Below are 26473 nucleotides of genomic sequence, written 5' to 3'. Positions count from 1 at the left end.
AGGCCTGACATCCGCGGAGAACCGGGGCCCGGGCAACCGGGCCCCGGCCGCCGTCGGTCACAGGCTAGGGGCGGGGGGACTCTTGCTTGAGCGCTCTCGGGGTGATTGTGACGTAGCGATTCTGCGGCTCGGCTAGTCCATCCGCCGTCGGGACGAGCGGGTCGTCTTCGCCGGCCCCGCTGACGACAAACAGACTTTCCGGAGCGCCCCGGGCCACCAGGGCATCGCGCACCGTCTCTGCCCGGCGCAGCGACAATTTCAGATTTCTGGCGGCCGATCCTGTCCGATCTGCATGGCCAACGATCTCGACGCGGTCCATCCCTTTGAACCATTCGGCCGGCTGCGACGCGTCCAGCACCTGCGTCGCCAGGAGGTTCAGGCGAGCGCTGCCGGCGTCGAAGAACACCAGCCCGTTGTCGACAATGCTGATGACTTCCCCGGGTTTCAGGTTCTGCTCGAAGGGATCGGGCTTATCGGCATGTCCACAGCCGGAGAGCCCGGCGCAGATCAGTGCTATTGCAATTGAATGCCGCATTGTTTTCTCCCCCTGCGCGACGGTGAGAGGCGGCCGACCCGGTGTCAATCAGCGGCGCCCGCCTCACCCCCAAGGAATCGCTCCAGCAGCCGGCGCGCCGCGGCGGTCGGCAGCAGGCGGCCGGCGGCGACCTCGGCTTCCAGCGCCGGCAGGGCCTTGGCCACCGAAGGATGGCCACGCAGCGCGTCCAGCAGGCCATCGCCCAGCTCGCGCCACAGCCAGGATCGGGCCTGTTCGGCACGGCGCTCGGCCAGGGCCTCGCCCATCTGCGCGCGGAACGACCCGATGGTGTCCCAGACGGTGTCGATGCCGCGATTCTCCAGCGCCGAGCATTGCAGCACCGGCGGGGTCCAGCCGCCGCTGCCGCGCAGCAGCGCCAAGGCGTGGCGGTATTCGGCGGCGGCGTGGTTGGCGGCACCCTTCTGGCTGCCGTCGGCCTTGTTCACCACCAGGATGTCGGCGACCTCGACGATGCCGCGCTTGATGCCCTGCAGCTCGTCGCCGGCGCCGGGCAGCAGCAGCAGCACGAACACGTCGACCATCTGCGCCACCGCGGTCTCGGACTGGCCGACGCCGACGGTCTCGACGATGACCACGTCATAGCCGGCGGCCTCGCACAGCAGCATGGTCTCCCGCGTCCGCCGCGCCACCCCGCCTAAAGTGGAACCGGCCGGGGAGGGGCGGATGAAGGCGGCGGGGTCGCGGGTCAGCAGCTCCATCCGCGTCTTGTCGCCCAGGATCGAGCCGCCGGAGCGCTGCGACGACGGGTCGACCGCCAGCACCGCGACGCGGTGGCCCTGGCCGGTCAGGTGCAGGCCGAAGGATTCGATGAAGGTCGACTTGCCGACGCCGGGCGGGCCGGAGATGCCGATGCGGACGGCGCCGCCCGCAGCAGGCGCCAGCACCTCGAGCAAAGCCTCGGCCCGCTCGCGATGATCGGCGCGGCGGGATTCGACCAGGGTGATGGCGCGGGCCAGGGCCCGACGGTCGCCGCCCCGGATCCGCGCCGCCATGCCCTCGATCGTCTCCACCGTCACCCGCCGAATCCTTACATGCGTCGTCCCGCGCAGGGAGGCTAGGCGATTTGGCCCGCCCACGTCCAACCTCAGCCGGGCAGCCCGCCGATCTGTTCCGAGATGCGCCTGGCCGCGTCCTGCAGCGCGGCCAGGGCCCCCGCCGGCGAGATCGTGTTGCCGCGCTGCGGCAGGAAGGGCAGGGTCAGCGCGGCGACCGCCAGCCCCGAGGGGTCGAGGATGGGCGCGCTCATGTCGGTCAGGCCGGGCGCCGTCTCGCTCGGCGCCAAGTCGTGGCCGGCCGCAGCGATGGCCTCCAGCCGCGCCAGGATCTCATCGACCGGCAGCGCATCCCGCTGCGCCATCATCCGCACCATCTCGCCGCGCCGCGGCTCGCGCTGGAAGGCGGTCAGGATACGGGCGGAGACCAGATGCATCGACAGCGGGAAGACCGCGCCCAGCTTCACCGTCCAGCCCATCGGCCGGTCCGGCTCGGCCTGGGCCAGAATCAGGAAATGCTCGCCGCTGGCCATGCTGAGATGGCAGGCCAGCCCGACCTGGGCGGCCAGCCCCTCCATGACCGGCAGCGCCGCCTGCTGCAGCCGGCGGGTCGGCGGATGCTGGGTGCCGAGCTGGAACAGCCGCAGCGTCAGGCGGTACTCGCCGGTCTTCGGGTCGCGGGCGACATAGCCGCGCCGCTCCAGCACGCCGAGCATGCGGAAGATCTCGCCGACCGACCGGCCGACCCGCGCTGCCAGGGACTTCTGGTTGATGCCGCCGGGCTCGGCCGCCAGCGCCTCCAGCAGGTCCAGCCCCTTCTCCAGTGCAGGGGCGCCGGGCTTGGCCGCGTCCCGGTCGTCGGCGTTGACATCCTGGCTCATATGGCTTTCCATATTTGAAATCATACAAACACCAGTGGAATTGGTGCATCGCAAAGATGCCCGACATCGGAGGAGCCGCCATGAAGATGCTGTGCCCGGCCGCGGTGGAGCATCACCGCACGCATGGCTATGTCGCCCCGATCCGGGTGATGCCGGCCGACGAGGCGGCGCAGATCCGCCACCATCTCGAAGCGCATGAGAGCGTGCACGGGACACTAAAGGGGCCGATGCGCCACAAGAGCCATCTCCTGTTCACCTGGCTGGACGGGCTGATCCGCCACCCCGCCATCCTCGACGTGGTCGAGGACATCATCGGCCCGAACATCCTGGTCTGGGGTTCGAGCTTCTTCATCAAGGAGCCGCGCGATCCCGGCTTCGTCTCCTGGCACCAGGATTCGACCTATTGGGGCCTCGACCCGGCCGACATCGTCACCGCCTGGGTGGCGCTGTCCGAGAGCACGGTCGAGAACGGGGCGATGCGGGTGATCCCGGACAGCCACTTGCTCGACCAGGTGCCGCATCGCGACACCTTCGCCGCCAACAACCTGCTGTCGCGGGGCCAGGAGATCGCGGTCGAGGTCGACGAGGCGAAGGCCCGGATGCTCGAGCTGCAGCCCGGCGAGATGTCGCTGCATCATGTCCGATTGATCCACGGCTCCGACCCCAACCCGTCGGACAGGCGCCGCATCGGCTTCGCCATCCGCTACCTGCCCACCTATGTCCGCCAGATCGTCGGCACCCATGATGCGGCGACCCTGGTTCGCGGCGTCGACGAATTCCACAATTTCGAGCCCGAGCAGCGGCCTGAGGCCGACCTGTCCGAGGCCGCGCTGGCCTTTCATGCCCAGGTCACCGGCGCGCATCAGCAGATCCTGATGCGTGGCACCGCCCGCCCGCCGGCCGCCTAGCGGCCAAGGCACGCCGGCCGCGTCAGCTGCGTGGCCGCTCGATCACCCCGAGATCCGCCGTCAGGGACACGACCTGTCCGGCATCGTCGAAGCCGAAATAGGAGATGTAGTAGCCGTCGCCGAAGCCGGTCTCGAACATCGCGATGCTGCCCGGTCCAGAAGGCCGGACCAGCCAGGCCACGCCGCTTGCCTGGCGCTCGTTCAACGCTGCAATGAGCTGTTGCTTGGTGTTCCGGTCGGCGGCCGCCGTCAGATACGGCCCCTGGACGGCTGCATCCATGAAGCTGCCGGTGCCGGTCTCGACCGGGAAGCCGAAGGCGTAGTCCGTCTGCGAGCCGTCCAGGGACTCGCCCGGTGGCAGCGCCATCTCCCAGCGCACCGCCGGCCTGTCAGAAAACAGGATGCGGGCATAGGCAACCCGTTGCTCGCCCGATGGCGTCCGGGTCACCGCAAGCTGCACCGGGAACCGGCCGGTGGGAACGCGCCTGGTGAAGGGATTGCCAGGTTCGCAGGCGAACGGATCGCAGACGACCATGCGACCGCTGGGGATGTCGAGATCGCCGATGGCGACCATGGAAAACTCGACGGTCTTGCCGTCGGCGATGACCCGGGCTCTGGCTCCGCCCTCGAAGGCGCTGCCGATCAGGGCCGATGGCGGTATCTGTCCGTTCTCAGAGGCAACGCAAGCCGAGACCAGGGGTAGCCCCGCCAGGAGCGGGGCACGCCCTACCCATTCCAGAATGCTGTTCCCCACAATACCTCCCGACAAGCAACCCCATCTCTGACGGATAGGTCTGCCGAGACTATTTCCCCGCGCGCCACTCCACCACGCCGAAATCGGTGACCAGCGCGACCACGCGGCCGGCGCTGTCGAGGCCGAAATAGGACGCGTATAACCCGTCGCCGAAGCCCGAGGAGAACATCGCGACATTGGCATGCCCGTATGGGCGCAGCAGCCAGGCCCGGCTGCCGACCGGTGCATCGCTCAGGGCGTCGACCAGCCGCATCGTCGCGGCTTCGTCCGCTGTCGCAGCCAGATAGGCGGTCCGAGTGGCGGCGTCCATGAATGCGCCGGTGCCGGTGTCGACGCCGTAACCATGGATGTATCCCGGCCGGAGATCCTGCAGAGTCTGTCCGGGCCGCAGCGCCATCTCCCAGCGCACGGCCGGCCGGTCGGCGAAGAGAATGCGGGCGAAGGCCACCCGTTCGTCATGCGGCAGCTGCGCCATGGCCAGCTGGACCGGGAACTTGCCCGCCGGCAGGCGCCGGCCGAAGGCCTCGATGCCGTCACAGATGAAGGGGTCGCAGGCCACGATCCGGCCGCTCGGCACGGCCAGCTTGCCGATCTCGAGCCCCGAGAGCTGGATCGGTCCATCAGGGGGCGTGACGGTGAAGCCGGGGCCGAAGGCCTGCGAGAACAGCTCCGATTGCGGCAGCGGCCATGACGCCTCCACCGCCGGGGCCGGCGGGGAGCAGGCCATCGCGAGCAGCAGCAGGCACCAGGCGAAGGATCGGCTGGAAGGACGCATCAACCGGCTCCTGCTGCCGCCGCGCCGTCACGACGCCGAGACCATCTCCGGGTCGCGGTTCGGCCGGTCCGGCGTGACCAGCTCGCCGCGTTCCGCCGCCTCCTGCTGCCGGCGCCACATCTCGGCGTAGCGGCCGTCCTCGGCCAGCAGCTGGGCGTGGCTGCCGCGTTCGGCGATGCGGCCGTCGGCCAGGACGATGATCTCGTCGGCATCGATCACGGTCGACAGCCGGTGGGCGATCACCAGCGTGGTCTTGCCGCGGCTGACCTCGCGCAGATTGGCCTGGATCTCGCGCTCGGTGTTGGTGTCGAGCGCCGAGGTCGCCTCGTCGAACAGCAGGATCGCCGGGTCCTTCAGGATGGTGCGGGCGATGGCCACGCGCTGCTTCTCGCCGCCCGACAGCTTCAGCCCGCGCTCGCCGACCTTGGTCTCGTAGCCGTCGGGCAGGCGCAGGACGAAGTCGTGGATGCGCGCCATCCGAGCGGCGGCCTCCACCTCCTCGTCGCTGGCGCCCGGGCGGCCATAGGCGATGTTGTAGCGGATGGTGTCGTTGAACAGCACGGTGTCCTGCGGGACGATGCCGATGGCGGCGCGCAGGCTGGACTGGGTGATCTCGCGGATGTCCTGGCCGTCGATCCGCACCGACCCGGCGGTGATGTCGTAGAATCGGAACAGCAGGCGGCTGATGGTCGATTTGCCGGCCCCGGTCGGGCCGACGATGGCGACCGTGTGCCCGGCCGGCACGGCGAAGGTGACGCCCTTGAGGATCGCGCGGCGCGGGTCGTAGCCGAACTCGACATCGGTGAAGCTGACCGTGCCGCCCTGCACCTGCAGCGGCTGGGCGCCGGGCGCGTCCGTCACCTCCTGCGGCACGCCGAGCAGCGAGAACATCTTCTCGATATCGACCAGCGCCTGCTTCACCTCGCGATAGACGAAGCCGAAGAAGTTCAGCGGCAGGTACAGCTGGATCAGATAGGTGTTGGCCAGCACGAAGTCGCCGAGCGTCAGCCGACCCTCGACGATGCCTGCCGCGGCCATCCACATCACCGCGGTCAGGCCGATGGCGATGATCGCGGCCTGGCCGATGTTCAGCAGCGACAGCGACACCTGGCTGCGCACCGCCGCCCCTTCGTAGCGGATCAGCGACGCCTCGTAGCGCCGCGCCTCATGATCCTCGTTGCCGAAATACTTGACCGTCTCGAAGTTCAGCAGGCTGTCGATCGCCTTGGTGTTGGCTTCCTGGTCGGTCTCGTTCATCTGCCGGCGATACTTGGTCCGCCATTCGGTCACCCAAAGGGTGAAGGCGAGGTAGAGGGCGACGGTGGCCAGCGTCACCAGGGCGAACCACAGGTCGAGAATCCACCACAGCACGGCGACGACGAACAGGATCTCGACGAGTGTCGGCAGGATGTTGAACAGCATGAAGCGCAGCAGCGTGTCGATCGCCGCATTGCCTCGTTCGATCGCCCGCGACAGGCCGCCGGTCTGGCGGTCGAGATGAAAGCGCAGCGACAGGGCGTGCAGGTGCTGGAAGGTGGCGAGGCCGGTGCGGCGGATGGCGCGCTGCGCCACCTTGGCGAAGATCGCGTCGCGCAGCTCGCCGAAGGCCAGGCTCAGCACCCGGGCCGCGCCATAGGCCAGGATGATGCCGGCCGGCAGGATCAGCGGCAGCCCGCCCTTCACCGACAGGGCGTCGATCGCGCCCTTGTAGAAGATCGGGGTGTAGACGCTGGCGACCTTGGCCGCGATCAGCAGCACCACCGCCAGCACCACCCGGGTCCGCATCTCCAGCTGGCCCGCCGGCCAGAGATAGGGGGCGAGCGAGCGCAAGGGATGGCGGCCCTTGGCGGCGTCGAGGACGGAAGGGGGCGTGGCGGCGTTCATGGTGGGCACCCTAAGCAAGCGGCCCACGGGCGGGAAGGGCAAAGCCGCTTCGCCGATCCCGATCCAATATAGATAAAACTGCACGTATATGTTGCTCTAGGGCAACGCTGTGTGACTTTCACGATCGCTTCACGCCATAAGGACTCCTCTCTGTCCCGTGCCGCGCTACGTATCTGAAGATTGCTGGAGATCCATTGATGCGACGCTTCGTTGTCCCGCTATTGTCCCTGCTGCTCGGTGCGGCAGCCCTGCCGGCTGCGGTACAGGCCGGGCTGACGCCGGCGGCCGCGTCGCTGGACACCGCCTCCCTGTCCGACCCGCGCGCCGCGATCGAGGCGGCGATCGGCGATGCCGACACCATCACGGTCGGCGGCGTGGTGTTGAGGGCGCGCGAGCTGCGCGGCCTCTATGCGGGCCGCGGCTGGTTCCCGCTGTGGATCGACATGGACGGGCGGCTCGACCCGCGCGTCGGGCCGATCGTGGCGCGCCTGGCCAAGGCGCGGGAGGAGGGGCTGGTCCCGGCCGACTACTATGTCGATTCGCTGAAGGAGCTGGTCCGCTCCGCCGATGCCGACGACGTCGTCGCGACCGAGATCCTGCTCAGCGCCGCGGTGATGCGCTATGGCGTCGACGTCCATGCCGGTCGGCTGGTGCCGCGCGAGATCGATCCGACCTTCGACATCACGCCGAAGCCGGTCGACCGGGCGGCTTTGACCACCGCCGCCTCGATGCTGCCCGATCCGGACCGGTTCCTGGCCGATCTGGCGCCGAAGCATGCGCTGTATCAGCAGTTGAAGGGCGCGCTCAGCGGCTTCGAGACGCTGGCCGAGGCCGGCTGGCCGACCATCCCGGCGGGCAACAGTGTGCGTCCGGGTGAGGAGAGCGACCGGGTGCCGGTGCTGCGCGCCCGCCTTGCCGCCACCGGCGAGCTGGTCGGCGATCCCGCGGACCGGAGTCACCTCTACGACCCGCAGCTGGTGGCCGCGGTCGAACAGTTCCAGACCAAGCACGGGCTGAAGCCGGACGGCATTCTCGGCCGAGCCACCCTGGCCATGCTGAACCGACAGGGCCCCGAGCGGATGAACCAGATCGTCGCCAGCATGGAGCGGCTGCGCTGGCTGCCGGACGATCTCGGCCCCGACTACCTGATGGTCAACATCGCCGGCTTCACCATGGACATCGTCGCCGACGGCCAGCTGGTGCGGACCATGGACGTGGTGGTCGGCCAGCCCAAGAACCAGACGCCGCTGTTCAACAGCGCCCTGACCTATCTCGAGTTCAACCCGACCTGGACCATACCGCCGTCGATCGCCGCCAAGGAGTACCTGCCGAAGCTGCGCAACAACCCGGGCTACCTGGCCAGCCGCAACTACCGGCTGTTCTCCGGCTGGGGCGGCGGCTCGCGCGAGATGAGCGCCAACTATGTCGACTGGTACGGCGTCGGGTCGGGCACCATGCGGTCGATGCGCATCCGGCAGGACCCGGGGCCGGGCAACGCCCTCGGCAAGGTCAAGTTCATGATGGCGAACAACTGGAGCGTCTATCTCCACGACACGCCGTCGAAGAGCTACTTCCAGCGCGACAACCGCGCCCTGTCGCATGGCTGCGTGCGGCTGCAGGATCCGATCTGGCTGGCCGACTACCTGCTCGACGGATCGCCCGACTGGTCGCCGGCGCGGCGGGAGCGGGTGATGGGCAGTTGGACTCCGACGACTCGGATCAACCTGCCCGCTCCGATGCCGCTCTACCTCGTCTACCAGACCGCCTGGATCGATAAGAGCGGCGAGGTGGCGTTCCGCGACGACATCTACGGCATCGACGCCAAGGTCATCGCAGCGCTCCAGGCCCGTGAAACCCGGCGCGAACAGCTCGCATCTTCACGCTGAAATCATCGTACGATTCTAACGTTGCTCCAAAGGGCGGCCGAATTTCGGTCGCCCTTTTTTATTTCATCTTGATGATCTTGAGTTCGGGTAAAGTATATATTATGATTTTCTGAGTTTATACTTGTTCCTTGACCAAAAGTGCGACAGATCTACCACAATGTTGCCATTATGGCACAGAGTTTCTTTGTAGATCCGCGAAGAAACTGTTGATTCCCGCTTCGCCCTGCTTCACAAAGGACCGCATCGAACGGCCGGCGCCCAATACAGGCGTGTAAAGCGTCAGAAATGCCGGACGCGTAAAGAGTGATCGTTAGGAGCAGCGGGAACGATGCAGAGACGGCAATTCCTCAGGTTGTCGGCCGGGGCTGTTGCAGCCGCCGCCGTCGCGCCAATGGCACCACTCTCAGCCCTGGCCGCCACCAACCGACGAACGCTCCATCTCTACGACGCCCATAATCTCGTTGAAATCAAGGAAGAGTACTTCGTCGACGGCTGGTACAATCCGGACGTCCTGGCCAAGTTCAATTACTTCCTGCGTGACTGGCGGTCGGACGAGGTCCGGGTCATGGACCCGAAACTGCTCGACATCCTGAACTCGCTGCAGCGCAAAGGCGGGTCGAACGAGCCGATTCATGTCGTCTGCGGCTACCGCTCCCGCGCCACCAACGCCATGCTGGCCCGCCGCAGCCGCGGCGTCGCGCGCAATTCCCTGCACATCCAGGGCCAGGCGGCGGACATCTTCATGCCGAATATGAGCCTGGCCAGCCTGCGCCGGAACGCGGTCGGGCTCGAGGCCGGCGGCGTCGGCTACTATCCGCGCTCGAACTTCGTCCACGTCGACACCGGCGACATCCGCACCTGGTGACGATCCGGGATTGACGGGCAGGGGCCGCCGCAGGGCGGCCTTTTCCGTTCGGGCCTGGGCCGTCATGGCGAGCCCCGAAGGGGCGTGGCCATCCAGAAATCGAGCCGCTGGATCGCCCCTTCTGAACTCAACGGGGCGCTTCGCTCCTCGCGATGAAGGGGAAACAACCACTGTCCGGCTCATAGATCGATCAGCGCGTAGGGCCGGCCGCTCGGCTTCTCGATCGCCCAGGCAACGTTGTAGACCGGCGCCCCGGCGGGGGTGTGGCCCTGATACACGCCGCGATGAGCGTGGCCATGCACCACCGCGCTGACGGTGAACCGGTCGATCGTCTCGGCCAGGCGCGACGAGCCGAGAAAAGGATAGATCTCCAGCGGCTCCCCCTCGATCGTCTCGGAGATCGGGGCGTAGTGCAGCACCACCATCGCCCGCTGCGTCTTCACCGTCCGCATCGCATTCTCCAGCCGCATCGCCTCGGACACGGCCACGGCGACGAACTCCTTGGTCTCCGGCTCGCCGAAGGAGCCCAGCATCCGCCGGCCGAAGCCGCCGGCGAATCCCTTGACCCCGACGAAACCGACGCCGTCGATCTCGACCGCGTTGCCGTCGAGCAGCTTCAGCCCCGCCTCGGTCAGGATCGACTTCACCGTTTCGATCTCGCCGCATTCATAGTCGTGGTTGCCCAGCACGCCGATCACCGGGATCGGGCAGGCGCGCAGGTCCTCGGCCAGCCGCTCCGCCTGACGGACCGCACCGGTGTCGGTCAGGTCGCCGCACAGCACCAGGGCGTCGGCCGCCTTGGCGATCTCACCGAACATCTCGCGCAGCGGATCGGACTGGTCTTTGACATGGATGTCGCCGATCGCGGCGACGGTGAATTTGCCGTTCTTCGCCATGAGTCGGTCCCGTTCTCCCGTCTCGTGTCAGGCATCGCGCCATTCGCCCTCGCCGCCGACATCGGCGAAGCCCCATTCCTCGACCGCCATGGCGTAGTCGATCCGCGACAGCATCCGGCCGCGGCAGACCTTCATCTGCGGCGGCGGCAGGTCGAGCTGATGGCGCAGCCGGTCCATCAGCTCGTCCATCAGCCAGCGCGGCACCCGGTTGCGCTCGGTCGGGTAGGCCCAACGGAAGTTGAGCAGATGGACCAGCAGCATCTCCCAATGCAGCTCCATGTAGCCGAGCAGCCGCTGCCAATCGATCTGGTCGTGCTGCTTCAGGATGACATGGATGACGTCGGCGCCGTCGTAGCGGTGGCGCATCTGGATGAAGGCCTTGGACCAGACCAGCTCGGTCGGGGCGACGATCTGGACCTGGCTGCCGAAGACCTCGATCTCGCGGGCGTGCTCGAACCACTGGTCGTTCACCGGCATGGTGCCGTTCGACGAGGCGTAGATCACGTCGAAGAAGTGCCGGCCCTTGTGCACCTTGCCGAGCCACCGTTCGTCCTCGATCTCGATCGAATAGCCGAGGTCGTGGAACAGCCCGAGGATGCGCGGGCTGTCGCCGGCCTTGCAGAAGATGTCCAGGTCCTTGGTCGGCCGCGAGATGCCGGTATAGGCGCTGACGGCATAGGTGCCGGCCAGCAGGAAGGGCAGGCCGGTCGCCGCCAGCTCACGCAGGGCATCGGAGTAGAACGCCTCGGCCTGCGGATCGTGCAGCGTCGGCGCGGCGGCGGCGATGATCGAGGTAATCGGCCGGTCCTCCCGGTTGCGGCAGCAGGCGTTGCAACAACCGGATGTCGAGGGGATCGGTTCCGTCGGCCGTTCAGCCCCCGGCTGCGTGCTTGGCGCAGAAGCCTTCGGCGTCGAGCGTGCGGAAATCCTGCAACGCGTCGCGCAACCGGTCATGCGGCCAGTCCCACCAGCTCAGCGCCAGCAGCCGCGCCTCCACCGCCTCGGTCACCCGGCGGCGGATCGGCCGGGCCGGGCTGCCGGCGACGATGGTGTAAGGGGCCACGTCGCGGGTGACCACGGCGCCGGCGCCGATCGCCGCCCCGGTGCCGACCGTGACCCCGGGCAGCACGATGGCGCCATGGCCGATCCAGACGTCGTGGCCGATCGTCACCCGATGGTCGCGGCGCCAGGCGAAGAAGTCGGTCTCGTCGGTGTCCGCGAGGCCATAGGCGGAAGAGCGGTAGGTGAAATGATGCTGCGTCGCCCGCCAGGTCGGATGGTTCGGGGCGTTGAGCCGCGTGTAGGCGGCGATCGAGCAGAACTTGCCGATCTCGACGCACCAGGCCATCGCCCCGTCCATCAGATAGCTGTAGTCGCCGAGCGTGACCTCGTTCAGCACGGCGTTGGTGCCGATCTCGGTATAGATGCCGAGGCTGCTGGCGGAGATACGGGCGGTCGGGGCGATCAGGGGTTCAGGCCCCAGGGATTTGGCGCTCATCGGTCTCTCCGGGCGAGTGTCGTATAGAGGTCTAGACAAATTAGATGACGATTCTGCTGTCGTCCGGGTGACAATCCCGACGCCCCGCTTGTGCCGCAGGCGGTCTTCCCATTGAGTGCGCGAATGCCCGCATCCTCCCATCTCGGCCTGCCGCCGCTCAACGCCCTGGTCGTGTTCGAGGCGGCGGCCCGTCTGGCCAATTTCTCCCGCGCCGGCGCCGAGCTCGGCCTGACCCAGAGCGCGGTCAGCCGCCAGATCCTGAAGCTCGAGGCCTTCATCGGCGGCAAGCTGTTCCAGCGCACCCCGTCGGGCGTCAGCCTGACCCCGCTGGGCGAGAGCTATGTCGCCGAGGTCCGGCGCATCCTCGGCGATCTGATGGCGGTGACGCATGGTGTGCGCGGCTCGGCCGGGCCGCGCCAGGTGACCCTGGCCTGCTCGCACGGCATCGCCGATCTCTGGCTGATGCCGCGGCTGAAGGCGCTCGACGCCGCCCTGCCGGGGATCGAGCTGCGACTGCGCGTGACCGACGACGTCGTCCATCTCAGGCTCGACGAATTCGACCTCGCCATCTTCTACCGGCGCGAAAGGCCCAGCGGCGTGGCGCTGCATGTGCTGGGCACCGAGGAGATCGTGCCGGTCGCAGCGCCGGGCCGGCCGGCGCTGCAGGACGATCCGGCGCCGACCCTGCTGGCGATCGAGGATTCGCTGCGCGAATGGATGGACTGGCCGCACTGGTTCGGTGCCGCGGCCATGACGATACCCGCAAAGGCCCGGTTCTGGCGGCTCGGCTCCTACGCCCTGGCGGTGCAGGCGGCGTCACAGGGGCTGGGCACGGCGCTGGGCTGGACCTGGCTGCTGCGCGACCAGCTGGCCTCGGGCGCGCTGGTGCCGGCGCATGGCTTCCACCTGCGCTCGGAAGGCTCTTTCTACCTGATGCGGCCCTTGGACCGTCATGTCCGCCGGGTGGTGCGCCAGACCATGGACTGGCTGGTCGCCAGCAACGCCGGCTAAGCGGTCGCCGCCGGCCGCGTTCGCATCCGCCGCGCCTTCACCAGGCCGATGATGGTGAACAGCATCCAGAAGATCTGGGCCACGAAGGAGGCCAGGTTGAAGCTCCACAGCAGCGACTACATCACCAGCACGCCGCCGACGATGTTCAGCAGGGCAGTGCGCCAATCGGTAATCGCGAGGATCTGCAGCTGGGCCAGGGCATAGGCGTGCAGATAGGCCAGGACACCGACCAGGCCGACCACATCCGGCAGACTCACGATTCGACCTCGGGGCAACGAAGGCGCCCTGCATGGGGGCGGCTCCGGCAAACGGCATCGACTCCTGCTCATGAGGTCATGTCCAAAAATCATGTCCGACTTATTGCCGTCATCCACTAGGGTCCGGCGCTCAAGGCAGCGCGACGCAACGGCTGCCGCACCGGGCGCCGTCGAGCGTCCGATCATCCGCAAACAGGGATCGGCCATGACACGCAGCGACCTCCCGCAACTCGAAACCACGCGCCGCGGCCTGCTGCTGGGCGCCGCCGGCCTCGGCCTCGCCGCCGGTCTGGGTGGCCGCGCCTTCGCCCAGGACACGCCGCGCAAGGGCGGCGTGCTGAAGCTGGGCATGGGCGGCGGCGGCACCACCGACACGCTCGACCCGCGGGTGATGACCGACTGGGTGCCGCTGAACCAGGCCTTCATGCTGATGAACGGACTGGTCGAGATCGACCGCAACAACCAGGCGGTGCCGGAGCTGCTGGAGAGCTGGGAGGCCAAGCCGGGCGCGACCGAATGGGTGTTCACCCTCCGCCGGGGAGTGACCTTCCACAACGGCAAGGCGCTGACGGTCGAGGACGTGATCTACTCGATCAACCTGCACCGCGGCGAGACCAGCTCCGCCGCCCGCGCCATCGCCGAGCAGATCAAGGACGTCCGCAAGCTCTCCGACAACCAGATCGCGATCGAGCTGGCCGGCGGCAACGCCGACCTGCCGTTCCTGCTGTCCGACTACCATTTCCTGGTGGTGCCGGAGGGCTTCACCGACTGGTCGAAGCCGATCGGCACCGGCGCCTTCGTCTATGAGAGCTACGAGCCCGGCGTGCGCTCGCGCTTCACCCGCAACCCGAACTACTGGAAGCCGGGCTGCGCCAATGTCGACGCGGTCGAGGTCATCGTCATCAACGACGTCGCCGCCCGCACCAACGCGCTGATGTCGGGCCAGGTCCACGCCATCAACCGGCTGGACTTCAAGACGGTCGACCTGCTGAAGCGCAACCCGAAGCTGCAGATCGTGCAGTCGGCCGGCGGCCAGCACTTCACCTTCCTGATGGACTGCACCAAGGCGCCGTTCGCCGACGTCAATGTCCGCCTCGCCATCAAGCACGCTATCGACCGCGAGCAGCTGCTCAAGGTGGCGCTGCGCGGCTATGGCCAGCTCGGCAACGACCATCCGATCCCACGCACCGACCGCTTCTTCAACAGCGAGCTGCCGCAGCGCGCCTACGACCCGGACAAGGCGAAGCACTATCTGCAGCAGGCCGGGATGAGCGACCTGAAGGTCGAGCTGTCGGCCTCCGAGGCCGCCTTCGGGGGGGCGGTCGACGCCGCCGCGATCTTCCGCACCGCCGCGGCCAAGGCCGGGATCGACGTCTCGATCAAGCGCGAATCTCCCGACGGGTACTGGGAGAAGGTGTGGATGCAGGCGCCGTTCTGCATGGCCTATTGGGGCGGCCGCCCGACCGCGGACCAGATGCTGTCCATCGCCTATGCCTCCGATGCCAAGTGGAACGACACCCATTGGAAGAACGAGCGGTTCGACAAGCTGCTGCTGGAGGCGCGGTCGCTGTTGGATGACGCCAAGCGCAAGGAGATCTACTGGACGCTGCAGGAGATGATCTCGAATGAGGGCGGCGCCATGATCCCGATGTTCGGCGATTATCTGGATGGCGTGTCGACCCAGGTGCAGGGTGTGGCCCCGCATCCGATGTTCAACTTCATGGGCGGGCGGCTGGCGGAGCGCGTTTGGCTGGCGGCCTGATGACGGCCCTGATCCTGAAGCGGATCGCGCTCGGACTCTTCACCCTGTGGCTGGTGTCGGTGCTGGTCTTCGCCGGCACCCAGTTGCTGCCCGGCGACGTCGCCTCGGCCATCCTCGGCCAGTCGGCGACGCCGGAGTCACTGGCCGCGCTGCGCCGGGACCTCGGGCTCGAGGTGCCGGCGCTGCTCCGCTATGGCCAATGGCTGTGGGGCTTCGTCCAGGGCGATCTCGGCCGGTCGCTGGCCAACCAGCAGCCGGTGGCCGACCTGCTGTGGCCGCGCTTCTGGAACACCATGTTCCTGGCCGCCTATGCCGCCGTGATCGGCGTGCCGCTGGCGGTGGGCCTGGGCATCCTGACCGCGGTCTGCCGCGGCGGGGTGTTCGACCGGCTGGTGAACATCGTGGCGCTCGGCACCGTGTCGCTGCCGGAATACTTCCTGGGCTTGGTGCTGATCCTGGTCCTGGCGGTGCAGAATCCGGTCTTCCCCAGCCTGGCCGACGTCTATCCCGGCATGGGCTTCGCCGAGCGGCTGGACGCGACCACGCTGCCGATGCTGACCCTGCTGCTGGTCACCGTCGCCCAGATCATGCGCATGACCCGGACGGCGGTGCTGGCGGTGATGGATTCGGCCTATGTCGAGACCGCCTACCTCAAGGGTCTGCAGACCGGCCGGGTGGTGCTGCGCCACGCGCTGCCGAACGCGGCGGCGCCGGTGGTCAACGTCGTCGCCTTCAATGTCGCCTATCTGATCACCGGCGTGGTGCTGGTCGAGGCGGTGTTCAACTACAACGGCCTGGGCCGCTTCATGGTCGACGCGGTGGCCAAGCGCGACCTGCCGATGGTGCAGGCCTGCGCCATGGTGTTCGGCGCCGCCTATGTGCTGCTGAACATGACGGCCGACATCGCCGCCATCGCGCTGAACCCGCGCCTGCGGCATCCCCGATGAGACGCATTCCCCTGACGGCCTGGATCGGCCTGGCGATCATCGCCCTCAACCTGGCCGCGTTGCTGTTCGGGCCGCTGCTGGCCCCCTATGGCGAGGAGGACATCCTCGGCGGTCCGTTCGACCCGGCCACCGCGCTGAACTGGTTCGGCCTGGACCAGAACGGCCGCGACATGCTCTCGCGCCTGCTGTACGGCGCGCAGATGTCGATCGGCGTGTCGCTGGCCGCCTCGCTGCTGTCCTTCTCCGTCGGCCTGCCGCTCGGTTTCCTCGCCGCGCTGCGCGGCGGCTGGGTCGACACCGTGCTGTCGCGGCTGGTCGACACCATCATGTGCGTGCCCGTGCTGATCTCCGCTTTGGTGGTGCTGCAGGCGCTCGGCTCCTCGCTGCCAGTGCTGGTCGTGACCATCGCGCTGCTGGATTCGACCCGGGTCTTCCGCCTGGCCCGGATCCTGGGGCAGGGGATCAACGTGATGGAATATGCCGAGGCGGCGCGGTTGCGCGGCGAGGGCAGCTGGTGGCTGATCCGCAAGGAGATCCTGCCGAACGCGGCGGCGCCGCTGGTCGCCGAATTCGGCATGCGCTTCTGCTTCACCTTCCTGTTCGTCGCCGGCTTGTCCTTCCTGGGCCTGGGCATCCAGCCGCCCTATGCCGATTGGGGCGGCATGGTGAAGGACAACCAGCAGGGCATCCTCTACGGCCTCTACGCGCCGCTGTACCCGGCCGCGGCCATCGCGCTGCTGACCATCGGCGTCAACCTGGTGGTCGACTGGCTGCTGGCCGGCCGCAGCCGGCCGCAGGGAGAGGGACGATGAGCGACATCCTCACCATCCGCGGCCTGCGGGTCGAGGCGCCGGACGGCACCGTGCTGGTGCACGGCATCGACCTCGACCTGAAGCGAGGCGAGGTGCTGGGCCTGATCGGCGAATCCGGCGCCGGCAAGTCGACCATTGGCCTGGCCGCCATGGGCTGGGGCCGCGGCGGCTGCCGCATCGCCGGCGGCACCGTGGCGATCGGCGGGCAGCCGGTGACGGGAGAGAGCTCGGCCGGCCGCGCCAGGCTGCGCGGTGCCCGCATCGCCTATGTGGCGCAGAGCGCGGCCGCCGCCTTCAATCCGGCGCTGACCATCGGCCGCCAGGTGCTGGAGGGTCCGCGGCACCACCGGGTAATGGGCAAGGCCGAGGCCCGCGGCTGGATGCTGGAGCTGTTCCGGGCGCTCGACCTGCCGGAACCCGAGCGCTTCGGCGACCGCTACCCGCACCAGGTCTCGGGCGGGCAGCTGCAGCGCGCCATGGTCGCCATGGCGATGTCCTGCCGCCCCGACATCCTGGTGCTGGACGAGCCGACCACGGCGCTGGACGTCACCACCCAGATCGAGGTGCTGGCCCTGCTGCGTCGGCTGATCCAGCGTCATGGCACGGCCGCGCTCTACATCAGCCATGACCTCGCCGTGGTGGCGCAGATCGCCGACCGGATCCAGGTGCTGCGCCACGGCAAGCCGGTGGAGCTCGGGCCCACGGAGCAGGTGCTGGAGGCGCCGCGCGAGGACTACACGCGCCGCCTGGTCGGCGAGCGCCAGGCCAGCCTGTCGGGCGAGCCGCGCCGGCATGAGGGCGGCGCCGAGTTGCTGACCGTCGACGGCATCTCCGCCGCCTATCACAAGGTGCCGGTGCTGGCGGATGTCTCGCTGTCGCTGCGCCGGGGCGAGACCCTGGCGGTGGTCGGCGAATCCGGCTCCGGCAAATCGACCCTGGCGCGGGTGATCACTGGCCTGCTGCCGCCGACTTCCGGCACGGTGCGTCTGGACGGGCAGGCGCTGCCGTCCTCCTACACCGCCCGCAAGCGCGACCTGCTGCGCCGCATCCAGCTGGTCTACCAGCTGCCGGACGTGGCGCTGAACCCGCGGCAGACTGTGGGCGAGGCGATCGGCCGGCCGCTCGGCTTCTATTTCGGCCTCGAGGGGCGGGAGCAGAAGCAGGAAGTCGGCCGGCTGCTCGGGCTGATCGGCCTCGACCCGGATTTCGCCGGCCGGCTGCCCGGCGCCCTGTCGGGCGGACAGAAGCAGCGCGTCTGCATCGCCCGGGCCCTGGCGGCGAAGCCGGACCTGATGATCTGCGACGAGGTGACCTCGGCCCTCGACCCGCTGGTGGCGGAGGAGATCCTGCGCCTGCTGCGCCGGCTGCAGGACGAGCTGGGCGTCGCCTATCTGTTCATCACCCACGACCTCGGCGTGGTCCGCCGCCTGGCCGACCGCACCGCGGTGATGCAGCGCGGCCGGGTGGTCGAGCAGGGGGCGACGGCGGAGATCTTCACGCCGCCCTTCCACGACTACACCGGCCGGTTGCTGGCCTCCGTCCCCGAGCTGCGCCGCGACTGGCTGGACCAGGTCCTCGCCGCGCGCACCACCGCCTGACCCGCTTTCCCTGGAGACCCCGACATGCCGATCCGCGTCGAGGAGAACATCTGGATCCCGCTGGCCGACGGCACTCGCCTGGCCGCCCGGCTGTGGCTGCCGGAAGGGGCGGAGACCGCGCCGGCCCCGGCGGTGCTGGAGTACATCCCGTACCGCAAGCGCGACGGCACCCGCGGCCGGGACGAGCCGATGCATGGCTGGTTCGCCGGCCAGGGCTATGCCGCCATCCGCGTCGACATGCGCGGCACCGGCGAATCCGACGGCCACATGGCCGACGAGTACCTGAAGCAGGAGCAGGACGACGCGCTGGAGGTGATCGCCTGGATCGCGGCGCAGCCCTGGTGCACCGGCGCGGTCGGCATGATGGGCAAGTCCTGGGGCGGCTTCAACGCGCTGCAGGTGGCGGCACGCCGGCCGCCGGCGCTGAAGGCGATCATCACCGTCTATTCGACCGACCACCGCTATGCGGACGACATCCACTACCAGGGCGGCTGCCTGCTCAACGACAATCTGTGGTGGGGCGCCATCATGCTGGCCTATCAGGCCCGGCCGGCCGACCCGGCGATCGTCGGCGATGGCTGGCGCCGGCAATGGCTGGAGCGGCTGGAGCGGATGCCCTTCTTCCCGGCACTGTGGCTGCGCCACCAGCGCTATGACGAGTACTGGAAGCATGGCTCGGTCTGCGAGGACTGGTCGGCGATCCAGGTTCCGGTCCTGGCCGTGGGCGGCTGGGCCGACAGCTACACCAATGCCGTGCCGCGCCTCTTGGCTGGGCTGCAGGTGCCGCGCCGCGGCATCATCGGCCCCTGGGGCCATGTCTATCCGCAGGACGGCGCGCCGGGCCCGGCAATCGGGTTCCTGCAGGAGGCGCTGCGCTGGTGGGACCAGTGGCTGAAGGGCCACGACACCGGGATGATGGCGGAGCCGATGCTGCGCGCCTTCGTCGAGGACTGGAACGCGCCGGCCGGCACCCGCGCCGAGACCGAGGGCCGTTGGGTCGGCGAGGCGGAGTGGCCGAGCCCGGCGATCCGGCCGCGGCGCTGGGCCCTGAACGCGCCGGCCGCGCTGGCCGACGCCGCCGGGCCGGAGGCCGAGATCCTGGTCCGCTCGCCGCTCAGCCACGGCAAGGCGGCCGGCGAGTGGATGGCCACCGGCTGCCCCGGCGAGCTGCCGGTCGACCAGCGCCTGGACGACGGCGCGGCGCAGCTGTTCGACACCGCGACGCTGGACGAGCCGGTTGAGATCCTGGGCGCGCCGGAGCTGCTGCTCGACCTCGCCTCCGACGCGCCGGTGGCGCAGCTGGCGGTGCGGCTGTGCGACGTGGCGCCGGACGGGCGCTCGGCCCGGGTCAGCTACGGCGTGCTGAACCTGACCCATCGCGACGGGCATGAGGCGCCAGCGCCGCTGGAGCCCGGACGGCGCTATCAGGTGCGGATGAAGCTGAATGATTGCGGCCACCGCTTCCCCGCCGGGCACCGCATCCGCATCGCCGTCGCCACCAGCTATTGGCCGACCGTCTGGCCGGCGCCGTACGCCGCCACCCTGACCCTGCGGGCCGGGGCCAGCCATCTCGACCTGCCGGTGCGGCAAGGCGGGGCAGGGGATGCCGTGTCCTTCGAGCCGCCGGTCCGGGGCCCGGCCGCGCCGGCCACCCAGCTCTCGCCCGGCACGATCCGGCGCTATTCCAAGCAGGACCACGTCAGCGGCGAGACCACCTATGTCACCGAAGGCATCGGCGGCCTGTTCGGCGAGGGCATCCTGCGCTTCGACGAGATCGACACCATGGCCTCGCACAGCCTGAAGCGCGAGCTGGTAATCCGCGACGACGACCCGCTGTCGGCCCGCTATGTCCTGACCCAATCCTACGAGATGGGGCGCGAGGGCTGGCGCATCCTGATCGAGAGCCGCTCAGTGCTGACCGCTGATCTCGACCGCTGGCACCTGACCACCGAGCTGACGGCGAAGGAGAACGGGCAGGTGGTGACCGAACGCGCCTGGTCCGAGGACATTCCGCGCGACCTGGTTTAGGGGCGGACCGTTTACGCTGTATCGAGAGGCGCTAGAGTTGTCGGCCTGAAGCCAGCGGAACCACGTATGCCAGCCAGCGACGACAGCCTTCGTCCCGACGAGGGGCCCATACCGAGCCCTATCGAGGCCGCCTCTTCGGCCTTGTCCTCGTCATGGCGAGCGAAGCGTGGCCATCCAGTCGCGCCGTCTGAGCAGGCCCCGCCAACCTGGATGGCCACGCCCCTGCGGGGCTCGCCATGACGGGTCAAGGTGGCCTCACCATCCTCAGCGGGACCGCCAGCGGTCCCGTCGTCGCCATGGACGAAGGGTTGAGCTTCTGGGGCGGGGTCGACGCCGCCACCGGGATGGTGATCGACGTGCACCATCCCCGGCACGGCGTCTCGCTGGCCGGGGCGGTCGTGCTGATGCCCACCAGCCGCGGCTCCTGCTCGGGATCGGGCGTGCTCCTCGAGCTGGCGATGGCCGGCCGGGCGCCGGCGGCGCTGGTCTTTGCCGAGCCGGAGGACACGCTGACCCTGGGCGCGATCGTCGCCGCGGAGATGTTCGGACGGGTTATCCCGGTGCTGCGCCTGCCGGCCGAAGCCTTCGCGGCCGTGGCAGCCGCCGGGACGGCATCGATCACTCCGGAGGCGATCGAGATCGAGGGCTGGCGGATCCCGGTCGCGCTGCTGCCTGCCGACGCGCTGGCGCTGGAGGCGCGTGATCGCGTCATGCTCGACGGCGCGGAGGGCCCCGCCCTGCAGCAGGCTATGCGCATCCTCTGCGCCATGGCGCGTCAGCAGGGGGCGACTGCCCTGACCGACGTGACGCGCGCCCATATCGACGGCTGCATCTATGCCGGGCCGGCGAACCTGGTCTTCGCCGAGACGATGGAACAGCTGGACGCACGCGTCCGCGTCCCGACCACGATGAATGCCATCTCGGTCGACCGGCAGAACTGGCAGATCCAGGGCGTGCCGCCGGAGTTCGGCGGGCCGGCGGCACGGCTGGCCGACAGCTATGTGCGTATGGGGTGCCGGCCGACCTTCACCTGCGCCCCCTATCTCCTGGACGATCCGCCGAGCTCGGGCGAGCCGATCGGCTGGTCGGAATCGAATGCCGTGATCTTCGCCAACTCCGTGCTCGGCGCGCGAACGGCGAAGCACCCGGATTTCCTGGACCTTTGCATCGCGCTCACCGGCCGCGCGCCTTTGGCCGGCGCTTTCCTGGACGAGCATCGGCGGGCCAGGCGGATCATCGATGTGAAGCTTCCCGGTGGCGCCGGGCCGGAGGCTTGGCCGCTGATCGGCTATCTCGCCGGCCACGTCGCGCCCGACCGGGTGCCGCTGCTGCGCGGGTTGGCCGGGGCAAGGCCCACTCCGGATGATCTGAGGGCGCTCTGCGCCGCCTTCGGGACCACCTCGGCGGCGCCGATGCTGCATGTCGAGGGCGTCACGCCGGAGGCGGGGACCATGATCGATGCCAGCGCCGACCATGTCGCCATCACCTGCGCGCAGCTGGCCGAGGGCTGGGCTCGGTTGAACCAGGGGCCGGAGGCGGTGAATCTCGTCGCGATCGGCAGCCCGCACGCCTCGCTCGCGGAATGCCGCGCGCTCGCCGACGGCCTAGCCGGCCGCCGGCGGAAGCCGGATGTCGCGGTGATCGTCACCGCCGGACGGCAGGTGATCGCCGCCGCCGAGGCGGACGGCATGCTGGCGAGACTGCGGGCCGCGGGCGTCGACGTGATCCCCGACCTGTGCTGGTGCTCGATCTCGCGGCCGGTGTTCCCGGTGGGCGCGAAGACGGTCATCACCACCTCCGGCAAATACGCCCATTACGGGCCGGGCCTGTCGGGCTGCGCCGTGCGCCTCGGCACCCTCGACGACTGCATCGAGGCCGCGCTCACCGGGCGCGTTCCGCCGCGACGGCCAAGTTGGCTGTCCTAGGTTTTTAGTCGAGGTGCAACCATCCTGGGGCTGGGTTGCACCTTTTGCCCTTTTGATGGTACTACTCTCGCAGAACAAGCGCGGAGCAGGGCTATGGGCAGCACGACATTCGGCGTGAAGATCGATGACGAGCTGCGGGCACGGCTGAAGGCGGCGGCAGAAAAGCAGGGCCGCACCCCGCACTGGCTGGTCAAGCAGGCGATGCTGACGATGCTCGACCGGGTCGAGCGCGGCGAGACCTTCGGCGGGCCGGACGAGGCCGATGCCGGCGATCCGGCCGACGCGACGGCGGCAGAGGAAGCCGGGCCGCAGCCCTTCCTGGAATTCGCCCAGTCGGTGCAGCCGCAGACGGTGCTGCGCGCCAAGATCACCGCCGCCTACCGCCGGCCGGAGGAGGAGTGCCTGCCCTTCATCCTGGCCGGCGCCACCCTGCCGAAGCCGGTGACCGACGGGGCGCGGGGCATCGCCCGCACGCTGGTCGAGGCGCTGCGCGCCAAGGGCGTCGGCGCCGGCGTCGAGGGGCTGATCCAGGAGTTCTCGCTCTCGAGCCATGAGGGCGTGGCCCTGATGTGCCTGGCCGAGGCGCTGCTGCGCATCCCCGACCGCGCCACCCGCGACGCGCTGATCCGCGACAAGATTTCGTCCGGCGACTGGCAGTCCCATGTCGGCCAGAGCCCGTCGATGTTCGTCAACGCCGCCGCCTGGGGCCTGGTGGTGACCGGCAAGCTGGTCACCACCAGCAGCGAGGCCGGCCTGTCCGCCGCCCTGACCCGGCTGATCGGCCGCGGCGGCGAGCCCCTGATCCGCAAGGGTGTCGACATGGCGATGCGGATGATGGGCGAGCAGTTCGTCTCCGGCCAGACCATCTCCGAGGCGCTGGCCAACGGCCGCAAGCTGGAAGCAAAGGGCTTCCGCTACTCCTACGACATGCTCGGCGAGGCGGCCACGACCGCGGCCGACGCCGACCGCTATTATCGCGACTACGAGCAGGCGATCCACGCCATCGGCAAGGCGGGGGAGCGGCGCGGCATCTATGAGGGGCCGGGCATCTCGATCAAGCTGTCGGCGCTGCATCCGCGCTATTCCCGCGCCCAGGCCGACCGGGTGAAAAGCGAGTTGCTGCCGCGGCTGACCGCCCTGGCCGTGCTGGCCCGCAGCTACGACATCGGCCTCAACATCGACGCCGAGGAGGCCGACCGGCTGGAGCTGTCGCTCGACCTCTTGGAGGCGCTGTGCTTCGACCCGGCGCTGTCCGGCTGGAACGGCATCGGCTTCGTGGTCCAGGCCTACCAGAAGCGCTGCCCCTTCGTGATCGACTACATCGTCGACCTGGCCCGGCGCAGCGGCCATCGGGTGATGGTGCGGCTGGTCAAGGGCGCCTATTGGGACAGCGAGATCAAGCGCGCGCAGGTCGATGGTCTCGAAGGCTTCCCGGTCTACACCCGTAAGATCTACACCGACGTCTCCTTCCTGGCCTGTGCCCGCAAGCTGCTGGCGGCGCCGGACGCGGTGTTCCCGCAATTCGCCACCCACAACGCCCAGACCCTGGCGACCATCTACAAGATGGCCGGCGAGAACTATTATCGCGGCCAGTACGAGTTCCAGTGCCTGCACGGCATGGGCGAGGGGCTGTACGAGGAGGTGGTCGGCCGCGACAAGCTTGACCGGCCGTGCCGGATCTACGCTCCGGTCGGCACCCATGAGACGCTGCTGGCCTATCTGGTGCGGCGTCTGCTGGAGAACGGGGCCAACACCTCCTTCGTCAACCGCATCGGCGACCCGGGCGTCTCGATCGACGAGCTGATCGCCGACCCGGTCGAGGCGGCGCGCAAGGTGCAGCCGCTGGGCGCGCCGCATGCCAAGATCGCCCAGCCGCGCGCCCTGTTCGGCGGCAGCCGCGACAACTCCGCCGGCATCGACCTGTCGAACGAGCAGCGCTTGGCCTCGCTCTCCGCCGCGCTGCTCTCCGGCGTAGACGCCGTGGTCCGCGCCGTGCCGATGCTGGGCGACGGCGACCGCGACGGGCCGGCGCGGGAGGTCCGCAACCCGGCCGACCGGCGCGACGTCGTCGGCACGGTGGTCGAAGCGTCGGTCGATCAGGTCGACGAGGCCATGGCCCAGGCTGCCGCGGCCGCCCCAATCTGGCAATCCACCCCGCCGGCCGACCGCGCCGCCTGCCTGCTGCGCGCCGCCGACCTGATGGAGGCGCGGATGCCCACCCTCTTGGGCACCATCATCCGCGAGGCCGGCAAGACCCTGCCAAACGCGATCGGCGAGGTGCGCGAAGCGGTCGACTTCCTGCGCTACTACGCCGCCCAGGTGCGCGACGGCTTCTCCAACGACACCCATCGGCCGCTCGGCCCGGTGGTCTGCATCAGCCCGTGGAACTTCCCGCTGGCGATCTTCACCGGCCAGGTGGCGGCGGCGCTGGCCGCCGGCAACACCGTGCTGGCCAAGCCGGCGGAGGAGACGCCGCTGATCGCCGCGACCGCCGTGCGGCTGCTGCGCGAGGCCGGCGTGCCGGCCGGGGCGATGCAACTGGTGCCGGGAGCCGGTGAGGTCGGGGCGCGGCTGGTCGCCGACGGCCGCACCCGCGGCGTCATGTTCACCGGCTCGACCGAGGTCGCCAAGATCATCCAGAAGGTGCTGGCCGACCGGCTGGACCCGGAAGGCCGGCCGATTCCGCTGATCGCCGAGACCGGCGGCCAGAACGCGCTGATCGTCGACTCGTCGGCGCTGCCGGAGCAGGTGGTGGGCGACGTGCTGGCCTCGGCCTTCGACAGCGCCGGCCAGCGCTGCTCGGCGCTGCGCGTGCTGTGCCTCCAGGAGGATGTGGCCGACCGCGTCCTCACCATGCTGAAGGGGGCGATGGCCGAGCTGGCCGTCGGCAACCCGGACCGGCTGGCGGTCGATGTCGGCCCGGTGATCACCGACGAGGCGCGGACGATCATCGCGAAGCACATCGAGGCGATGCAGGCCAAGGGCCGCAAGGTCCAGGCCCTGCCGCTGCCCGAGGCGGCGAAGCACGGCACCTTCGTGCCGCCGACCCTGATCGAGCTGGACTCGATTGCCGAGCTGAAGCGCGAGGTGTTCGGGCCGGTGCTGCATGTGCTGCGCTACCGCCGCAGCCAGCTCGACCAGCTCTTGGACGCGATCAACGCCACCGGCTATGGCCTGACCTTCGGCGTCCACACCCGGATCGACGAGACCATCGCCCGGGTGTCGCACCGCGCCACGGCCGGCAATGTCTACATCAACCGCAACCTGATCGGCGCCGTGGTCGGGGTGCAGCCCTTCGGCGGCCACGGCCTGTCCGGCACCGGCCCCAAGGCCGGCGGCCCGATGTACCTGTACCGCCTGCTCTCGGTCCGGCCCGAGGCCGGGCCGGTGGCGCCCGATGCCGACGGCGCCGCGGCGGAGAAGCGCTTCCGGCCGCTACGCGACTGGGCGGCGGCCCTGCGCAAGGCCGGCCGGACGGCGGAGGCCGACCGCGTCGTCGCCTATGAGGCGCGCAGCCCGCTCGGCGTGACCCTGGAACTGCCCGGCCCGGTCGGCGAGAAGAACAGCTACAGCGTCGAGCCGCGCGGCACGGTGCTGTGCCTGGCGCAGACCGCGCCCGGCGCGGCGCTGCAGATCGGCGCGGCGCTGGCCACCGGCAACAAAGCGGTGCTGTCGGCCCCGAAGGGTGTCGCCGACGCCCTGCTCGGCGCGGCGCCGCCGTCGCTGAAGTCCTTGTTGTCCCGCGCCGACGACTGGGCCTCGGCGCCGGCCGACGCGGTGCTGTTCGAGGGCGACAGCGACGCGCTGCATGCGGTCAATCAGGCGGTCGCGGCCCGGCCGGGCCCGCTGGTGCCGGTGCAGGGCGTGACCCGCGACGATCTCGCCGATGGCCGCGCCGGCTACGCCCTGGAATGGCTGCTGCTGGAACGGTCGGTCAGCAACAACACCGCGGCGGCCGGCGGCAATGCCAGCCTGATGACGATCGGGTGAACGATGCGCGACGGGGAGCGTTGCCGCTCCTGCATCGCGGAGTCTCGCCGTTCCGGCAATTCTGAGTCCTGAATCGCGCGGAGATTGACATAATTTAAGCTTAGTTGTTTTCTAATATTTCCAAATAAATTGATAGATCAGAGGAAGATATCCGCATCCTGTGGATTTTCTCTGCAGAACAGAGAGAATTCCTGAAGCCCGAAGCTTCGGCCGTCTTTTCTGATGATTGGTGGTTGGCTTCGTTGCTG

Annotated in this window: 20 protein-coding genes and 1 pseudogene; 11 read left to right on the top strand and 10 right to left on the bottom strand. The window is 69.2% G+C overall.

The window, feature by feature from the left end; all coding sequences use genetic code 11:
- Positions 1-64: 64 nt before the first annotated feature.
- From QFZ27_RS27385 to QFZ27_RS27375, 3 genes are all read right to left on the bottom strand, one after another.
- Positions 65-535 carry an OmpA family protein gene (locus tag QFZ27_RS27385; RefSeq protein ID WP_429229629.1) on the bottom strand — a complete coding sequence of 157 codons (471 nt, stop codon included), beginning with the start codon at positions 533-535 and terminating at the stop codon, positions 65-67.
- Between the two features lie 44 nt (positions 536-579).
- On the bottom strand, positions 580-1572 hold the full coding sequence (gene meaB / locus QFZ27_RS27380) for a methylmalonyl Co-A mutase-associated GTPase MeaB (protein WP_429229628.1): 993 nt from the start codon (positions 1570-1572) through the stop codon (positions 580-582).
- Positions 1573-1640: 68 nt separating this feature from the next.
- The gene (locus QFZ27_RS27375) at positions 1641-2429 is read right to left on the bottom strand and encodes an IclR family transcriptional regulator (RefSeq protein ID WP_429229627.1); all 789 of its coding nucleotides are present in this window, start codon (positions 2427-2429) and stop codon (positions 1641-1643) included.
- 80 nt (positions 2430-2509) lie between these two features.
- Here QFZ27_RS27375 and QFZ27_RS27370 point away from each other — a divergent pair, with 80 nt between their 5' ends.
- Positions 2510-3337 carry a phytanoyl-CoA dioxygenase family protein gene (locus QFZ27_RS27370; protein WP_429229626.1) on the top strand — a complete coding sequence of 276 codons (828 nt, stop codon included), beginning with the start codon at positions 2510-2512 and terminating at the stop codon, positions 3335-3337.
- Between the two features lie 22 nt (positions 3338-3359).
- Here QFZ27_RS27370 and QFZ27_RS27365 read toward each other — a convergent pair whose 3' ends face one another.
- The 3 genes from QFZ27_RS27365 to QFZ27_RS27355 are packed head-to-tail and all read right to left on the bottom strand — an operon-like array spanning position 3360 to position 6750.
- The gene (locus QFZ27_RS27365) at positions 3360-4091 is read right to left on the bottom strand and encodes a DUF4241 domain-containing protein (RefSeq protein ID WP_429229625.1); all 732 of its coding nucleotides are present in this window, start codon (positions 4089-4091) and stop codon (positions 3360-3362) included.
- Between the two features lie 49 nt (positions 4092-4140).
- Positions 4141-4866, bottom strand: a complete 726-nt coding sequence (locus QFZ27_RS27360; protein ID WP_429229624.1) for a DUF4241 domain-containing protein — start codon at positions 4864-4866, stop codon at positions 4141-4143.
- Between the two features lie 27 nt (positions 4867-4893).
- Positions 4894-6750 carry an ABCB family ABC transporter ATP-binding protein/permease gene (locus QFZ27_RS27355; protein ID WP_429229623.1) on the bottom strand — a complete coding sequence of 619 codons (1857 nt, stop codon included), beginning with the start codon at positions 6748-6750 and terminating at the stop codon, positions 4894-4896.
- 197 nt (positions 6751-6947) lie between these two features.
- Here QFZ27_RS27355 and QFZ27_RS27350 point away from each other — a divergent pair, with 197 nt between their 5' ends.
- A complete protein-coding gene (locus QFZ27_RS27350) occupies positions 6948-8636 on the top strand; it encodes a L,D-transpeptidase family protein (RefSeq protein WP_429229622.1) in 1689 nt (562 codons plus the stop codon).
- A 328-nt stretch (positions 8637-8964) separates the two neighbouring features.
- Positions 8965-9501, top strand: a complete 537-nt coding sequence (mepK, locus tag QFZ27_RS27345) for a peptidoglycan L,D-endopeptidase MepK (protein WP_488168133.1) — start codon at positions 8965-8967, stop codon at positions 9499-9501.
- A 179-nt stretch (positions 9502-9680) separates the two neighbouring features.
- On the opposite strand, the gene QFZ27_RS27340 is transcribed toward mepK, so the two are convergent.
- From QFZ27_RS27340 to QFZ27_RS27330, 3 genes are read right to left on the bottom strand one after another with little or no spacing between them, the layout of a single operon-like run.
- Positions 9681-10397, bottom strand: coding sequence for a metallophosphoesterase family protein (locus tag QFZ27_RS27340; RefSeq protein ID WP_429229620.1), 717 nt, complete (start codon positions 10395-10397; stop codon positions 9681-9683).
- Positions 10398-10424: 27 nt separating this feature from the next.
- A complete protein-coding gene (locus tag QFZ27_RS27335) occupies positions 10425-11351 on the bottom strand; it encodes a nucleotidyltransferase family protein (RefSeq protein ID WP_429229619.1) in 927 nt (308 codons plus the stop codon).
- Positions 11269-11895 (bottom strand): DapH/DapD/GlmU-related protein, encoded by a 627-nt coding sequence (locus QFZ27_RS27330; RefSeq protein WP_429229618.1) that lies wholly within the window; start codon positions 11893-11895, stop codon positions 11269-11271. Before QFZ27_RS27330 ends, QFZ27_RS27335 begins: the two co-directional genes overlap by 83 nt.
- 123 nt (positions 11896-12018) lie before the next feature.
- On the opposite strand from QFZ27_RS27330, the gene QFZ27_RS27325 reads away from it, so the two are divergent.
- Complete coding sequence (locus QFZ27_RS27325; protein WP_429229617.1) at positions 12019-12906, top strand: LysR substrate-binding domain-containing protein; 888 nt, start codon at positions 12019-12021, stop codon at positions 12904-12906.
- Here QFZ27_RS27325 and QFZ27_RS27320 read toward each other — a convergent pair.
- A pseudogene (locus QFZ27_RS27320) lies at positions 12903-13148 on the bottom strand (CBU_0592 family membrane protein). The gene QFZ27_RS27325 and the pseudogene QFZ27_RS27320 sit on opposite strands and share 4 nt — an antisense overlap.
- Positions 13149-13368: 220 nt before the next feature.
- Here QFZ27_RS27320 and QFZ27_RS27315 point away from each other — a divergent pair.
- The 7 genes from QFZ27_RS27315 (at position 13369) to putA (ending at position 26225) form a co-directional block, all read left to right on the top strand.
- The gene (locus tag QFZ27_RS27315; protein ID WP_429229616.1) at positions 13369-14925 is read left to right on the top strand and encodes an ABC transporter substrate-binding protein; all 1557 of its coding nucleotides are present in this window, start codon (positions 13369-13371) and stop codon (positions 14923-14925) included.
- Positions 14925-15872, top strand: coding sequence for an ABC transporter permease (locus QFZ27_RS27310; RefSeq protein ID WP_429229615.1), 948 nt, complete (start codon positions 14925-14927; stop codon positions 15870-15872). Before QFZ27_RS27315 ends, QFZ27_RS27310 begins: the two co-directional genes overlap by 1 nt.
- A complete protein-coding gene (locus QFZ27_RS27305; protein WP_429229614.1) occupies positions 15869-16684 on the top strand; it encodes an ABC transporter permease in 816 nt (271 codons plus the stop codon). Before QFZ27_RS27310 ends, QFZ27_RS27305 begins: the two co-directional genes overlap by 4 nt.
- Entirely contained in the window at positions 16681-18282 is a 1602-nt protein-coding gene (locus tag QFZ27_RS27300) for an ABC transporter ATP-binding protein (protein WP_429229613.1), read from the top strand. The genes QFZ27_RS27305 and QFZ27_RS27300 overlap by 4 nt, the downstream gene beginning before the upstream one ends.
- A gap of 24 nt (positions 18283-18306) precedes the next feature.
- A complete protein-coding gene (locus QFZ27_RS27295; protein WP_429229612.1) occupies positions 18307-20310 on the top strand; it encodes a CocE/NonD family hydrolase in 2004 nt (667 codons plus the stop codon).
- Between the two features lie 236 nt (positions 20311-20546).
- Positions 20547-22235, top strand: coding sequence for a cis-3-hydroxy-L-proline dehydratase (gene lhpI / locus QFZ27_RS27290; protein ID WP_429229611.1), 1689 nt, complete (start codon positions 20547-20549; stop codon positions 22233-22235).
- 93 nt (positions 22236-22328) lie between these two features.
- Complete coding sequence (gene putA / locus QFZ27_RS27285) at positions 22329-26225, top strand: trifunctional transcriptional regulator/proline dehydrogenase/L-glutamate gamma-semialdehyde dehydrogenase (RefSeq protein WP_429229610.1); 3897 nt, start codon at positions 22329-22331, stop codon at positions 26223-26225.
- Positions 26226-26473: the final 248 nt, after the last annotated feature.

Origin of the sequence: Inquilinus ginsengisoli (assembly GCF_050434925.1) — a bacterium.
Lineage (GTDB): Bacteria > Pseudomonadota > Alphaproteobacteria > DSM-16000 > Inquilinaceae > Inquilinus > Inquilinus ginsengisoli_B.
This window is presented reverse-complemented; position numbering and strand designations above follow the sequence as displayed.

Excerpts from the sequence above, each read along its gene's own strand:
- QFZ27_RS27360 (WP_429229624.1), bottom strand. The coding sequence starts at position 4,866 with ATGCGTCCTTCCAGCCGATCCTTCGCCTGGTGCCTGCTGCTGCTCGCG.
- QFZ27_RS27315 (WP_429229616.1), top strand. The coding sequence starts at position 13,369 with ATGACACGCAGCGACCTCCCGCAACTCGAAACCACGCGCCGCGGCCTG.
- QFZ27_RS27340 (WP_429229620.1), bottom strand. The coding sequence starts at position 10,397 with ATGGCGAAGAACGGCAAATTCACCGTCGCCGCGATCGGCGACATCCAT.
- QFZ27_RS27350 (WP_429229622.1), top strand. The coding sequence starts at position 6,948 with ATGCGACGCTTCGTTGTCCCGCTATTGTCCCTGCTGCTCGGTGCGGCA.
- QFZ27_RS27295 (WP_429229612.1), top strand. The coding sequence starts at position 18,307 with ATGCCGATCCGCGTCGAGGAGAACATCTGGATCCCGCTGGCCGACGGC.
- QFZ27_RS27325 (WP_429229617.1), top strand. The coding sequence starts at position 12,019 with ATGCCCGCATCCTCCCATCTCGGCCTGCCGCCGCTCAACGCCCTGGTC.
- QFZ27_RS27375 (WP_429229627.1), bottom strand. The coding sequence starts at position 2,429 with ATGAGCCAGGATGTCAACGCCGACGACCGGGACGCGGCCAAGCCCGGC.
- QFZ27_RS27305 (WP_429229614.1), top strand. The coding sequence starts at position 15,869 with ATGAGACGCATTCCCCTGACGGCCTGGATCGGCCTGGCGATCATCGCC.
- QFZ27_RS27300 (WP_429229613.1), top strand. The coding sequence starts at position 16,681 with ATGAGCGACATCCTCACCATCCGCGGCCTGCGGGTCGAGGCGCCGGAC.
- QFZ27_RS27370 (WP_429229626.1), top strand. The coding sequence starts at position 2,510 with ATGAAGATGCTGTGCCCGGCCGCGGTGGAGCATCACCGCACGCATGGC.
- QFZ27_RS27310 (WP_429229615.1), top strand. The coding sequence starts at position 14,925 with ATGACGGCCCTGATCCTGAAGCGGATCGCGCTCGGACTCTTCACCCTG.
- putA (WP_429229610.1), top strand. The coding sequence starts at position 22,329 with ATGGGCAGCACGACATTCGGCGTGAAGATCGATGACGAGCTGCGGGCA.
- QFZ27_RS27330 (WP_429229618.1), bottom strand. The coding sequence starts at position 11,895 with ATGAGCGCCAAATCCCTGGGGCCTGAACCCCTGATCGCCCCGACCGCC.
- QFZ27_RS27335 (WP_429229619.1), bottom strand. The coding sequence starts at position 11,351 with ATGACCGGTTGCGCGACGCGTTGCAGGATTTCCGCACGCTCGACGCCG.
- QFZ27_RS27355 (WP_429229623.1), bottom strand. The coding sequence starts at position 6,750 with ATGAACGCCGCCACGCCCCCTTCCGTCCTCGACGCCGCCAAGGGCCGC.
- QFZ27_RS27385 (WP_429229629.1), bottom strand. The coding sequence starts at position 535 with ATGCGGCATTCAATTGCAATAGCACTGATCTGCGCCGGGCTCTCCGGC.
- lhpI (WP_429229611.1), top strand. The coding sequence starts at position 20,547 with ATGACGGGTCAAGGTGGCCTCACCATCCTCAGCGGGACCGCCAGCGGT.
- mepK (WP_488168133.1), top strand. The coding sequence starts at position 8,965 with ATGCAGAGACGGCAATTCCTCAGGTTGTCGGCCGGGGCTGTTGCAGCC.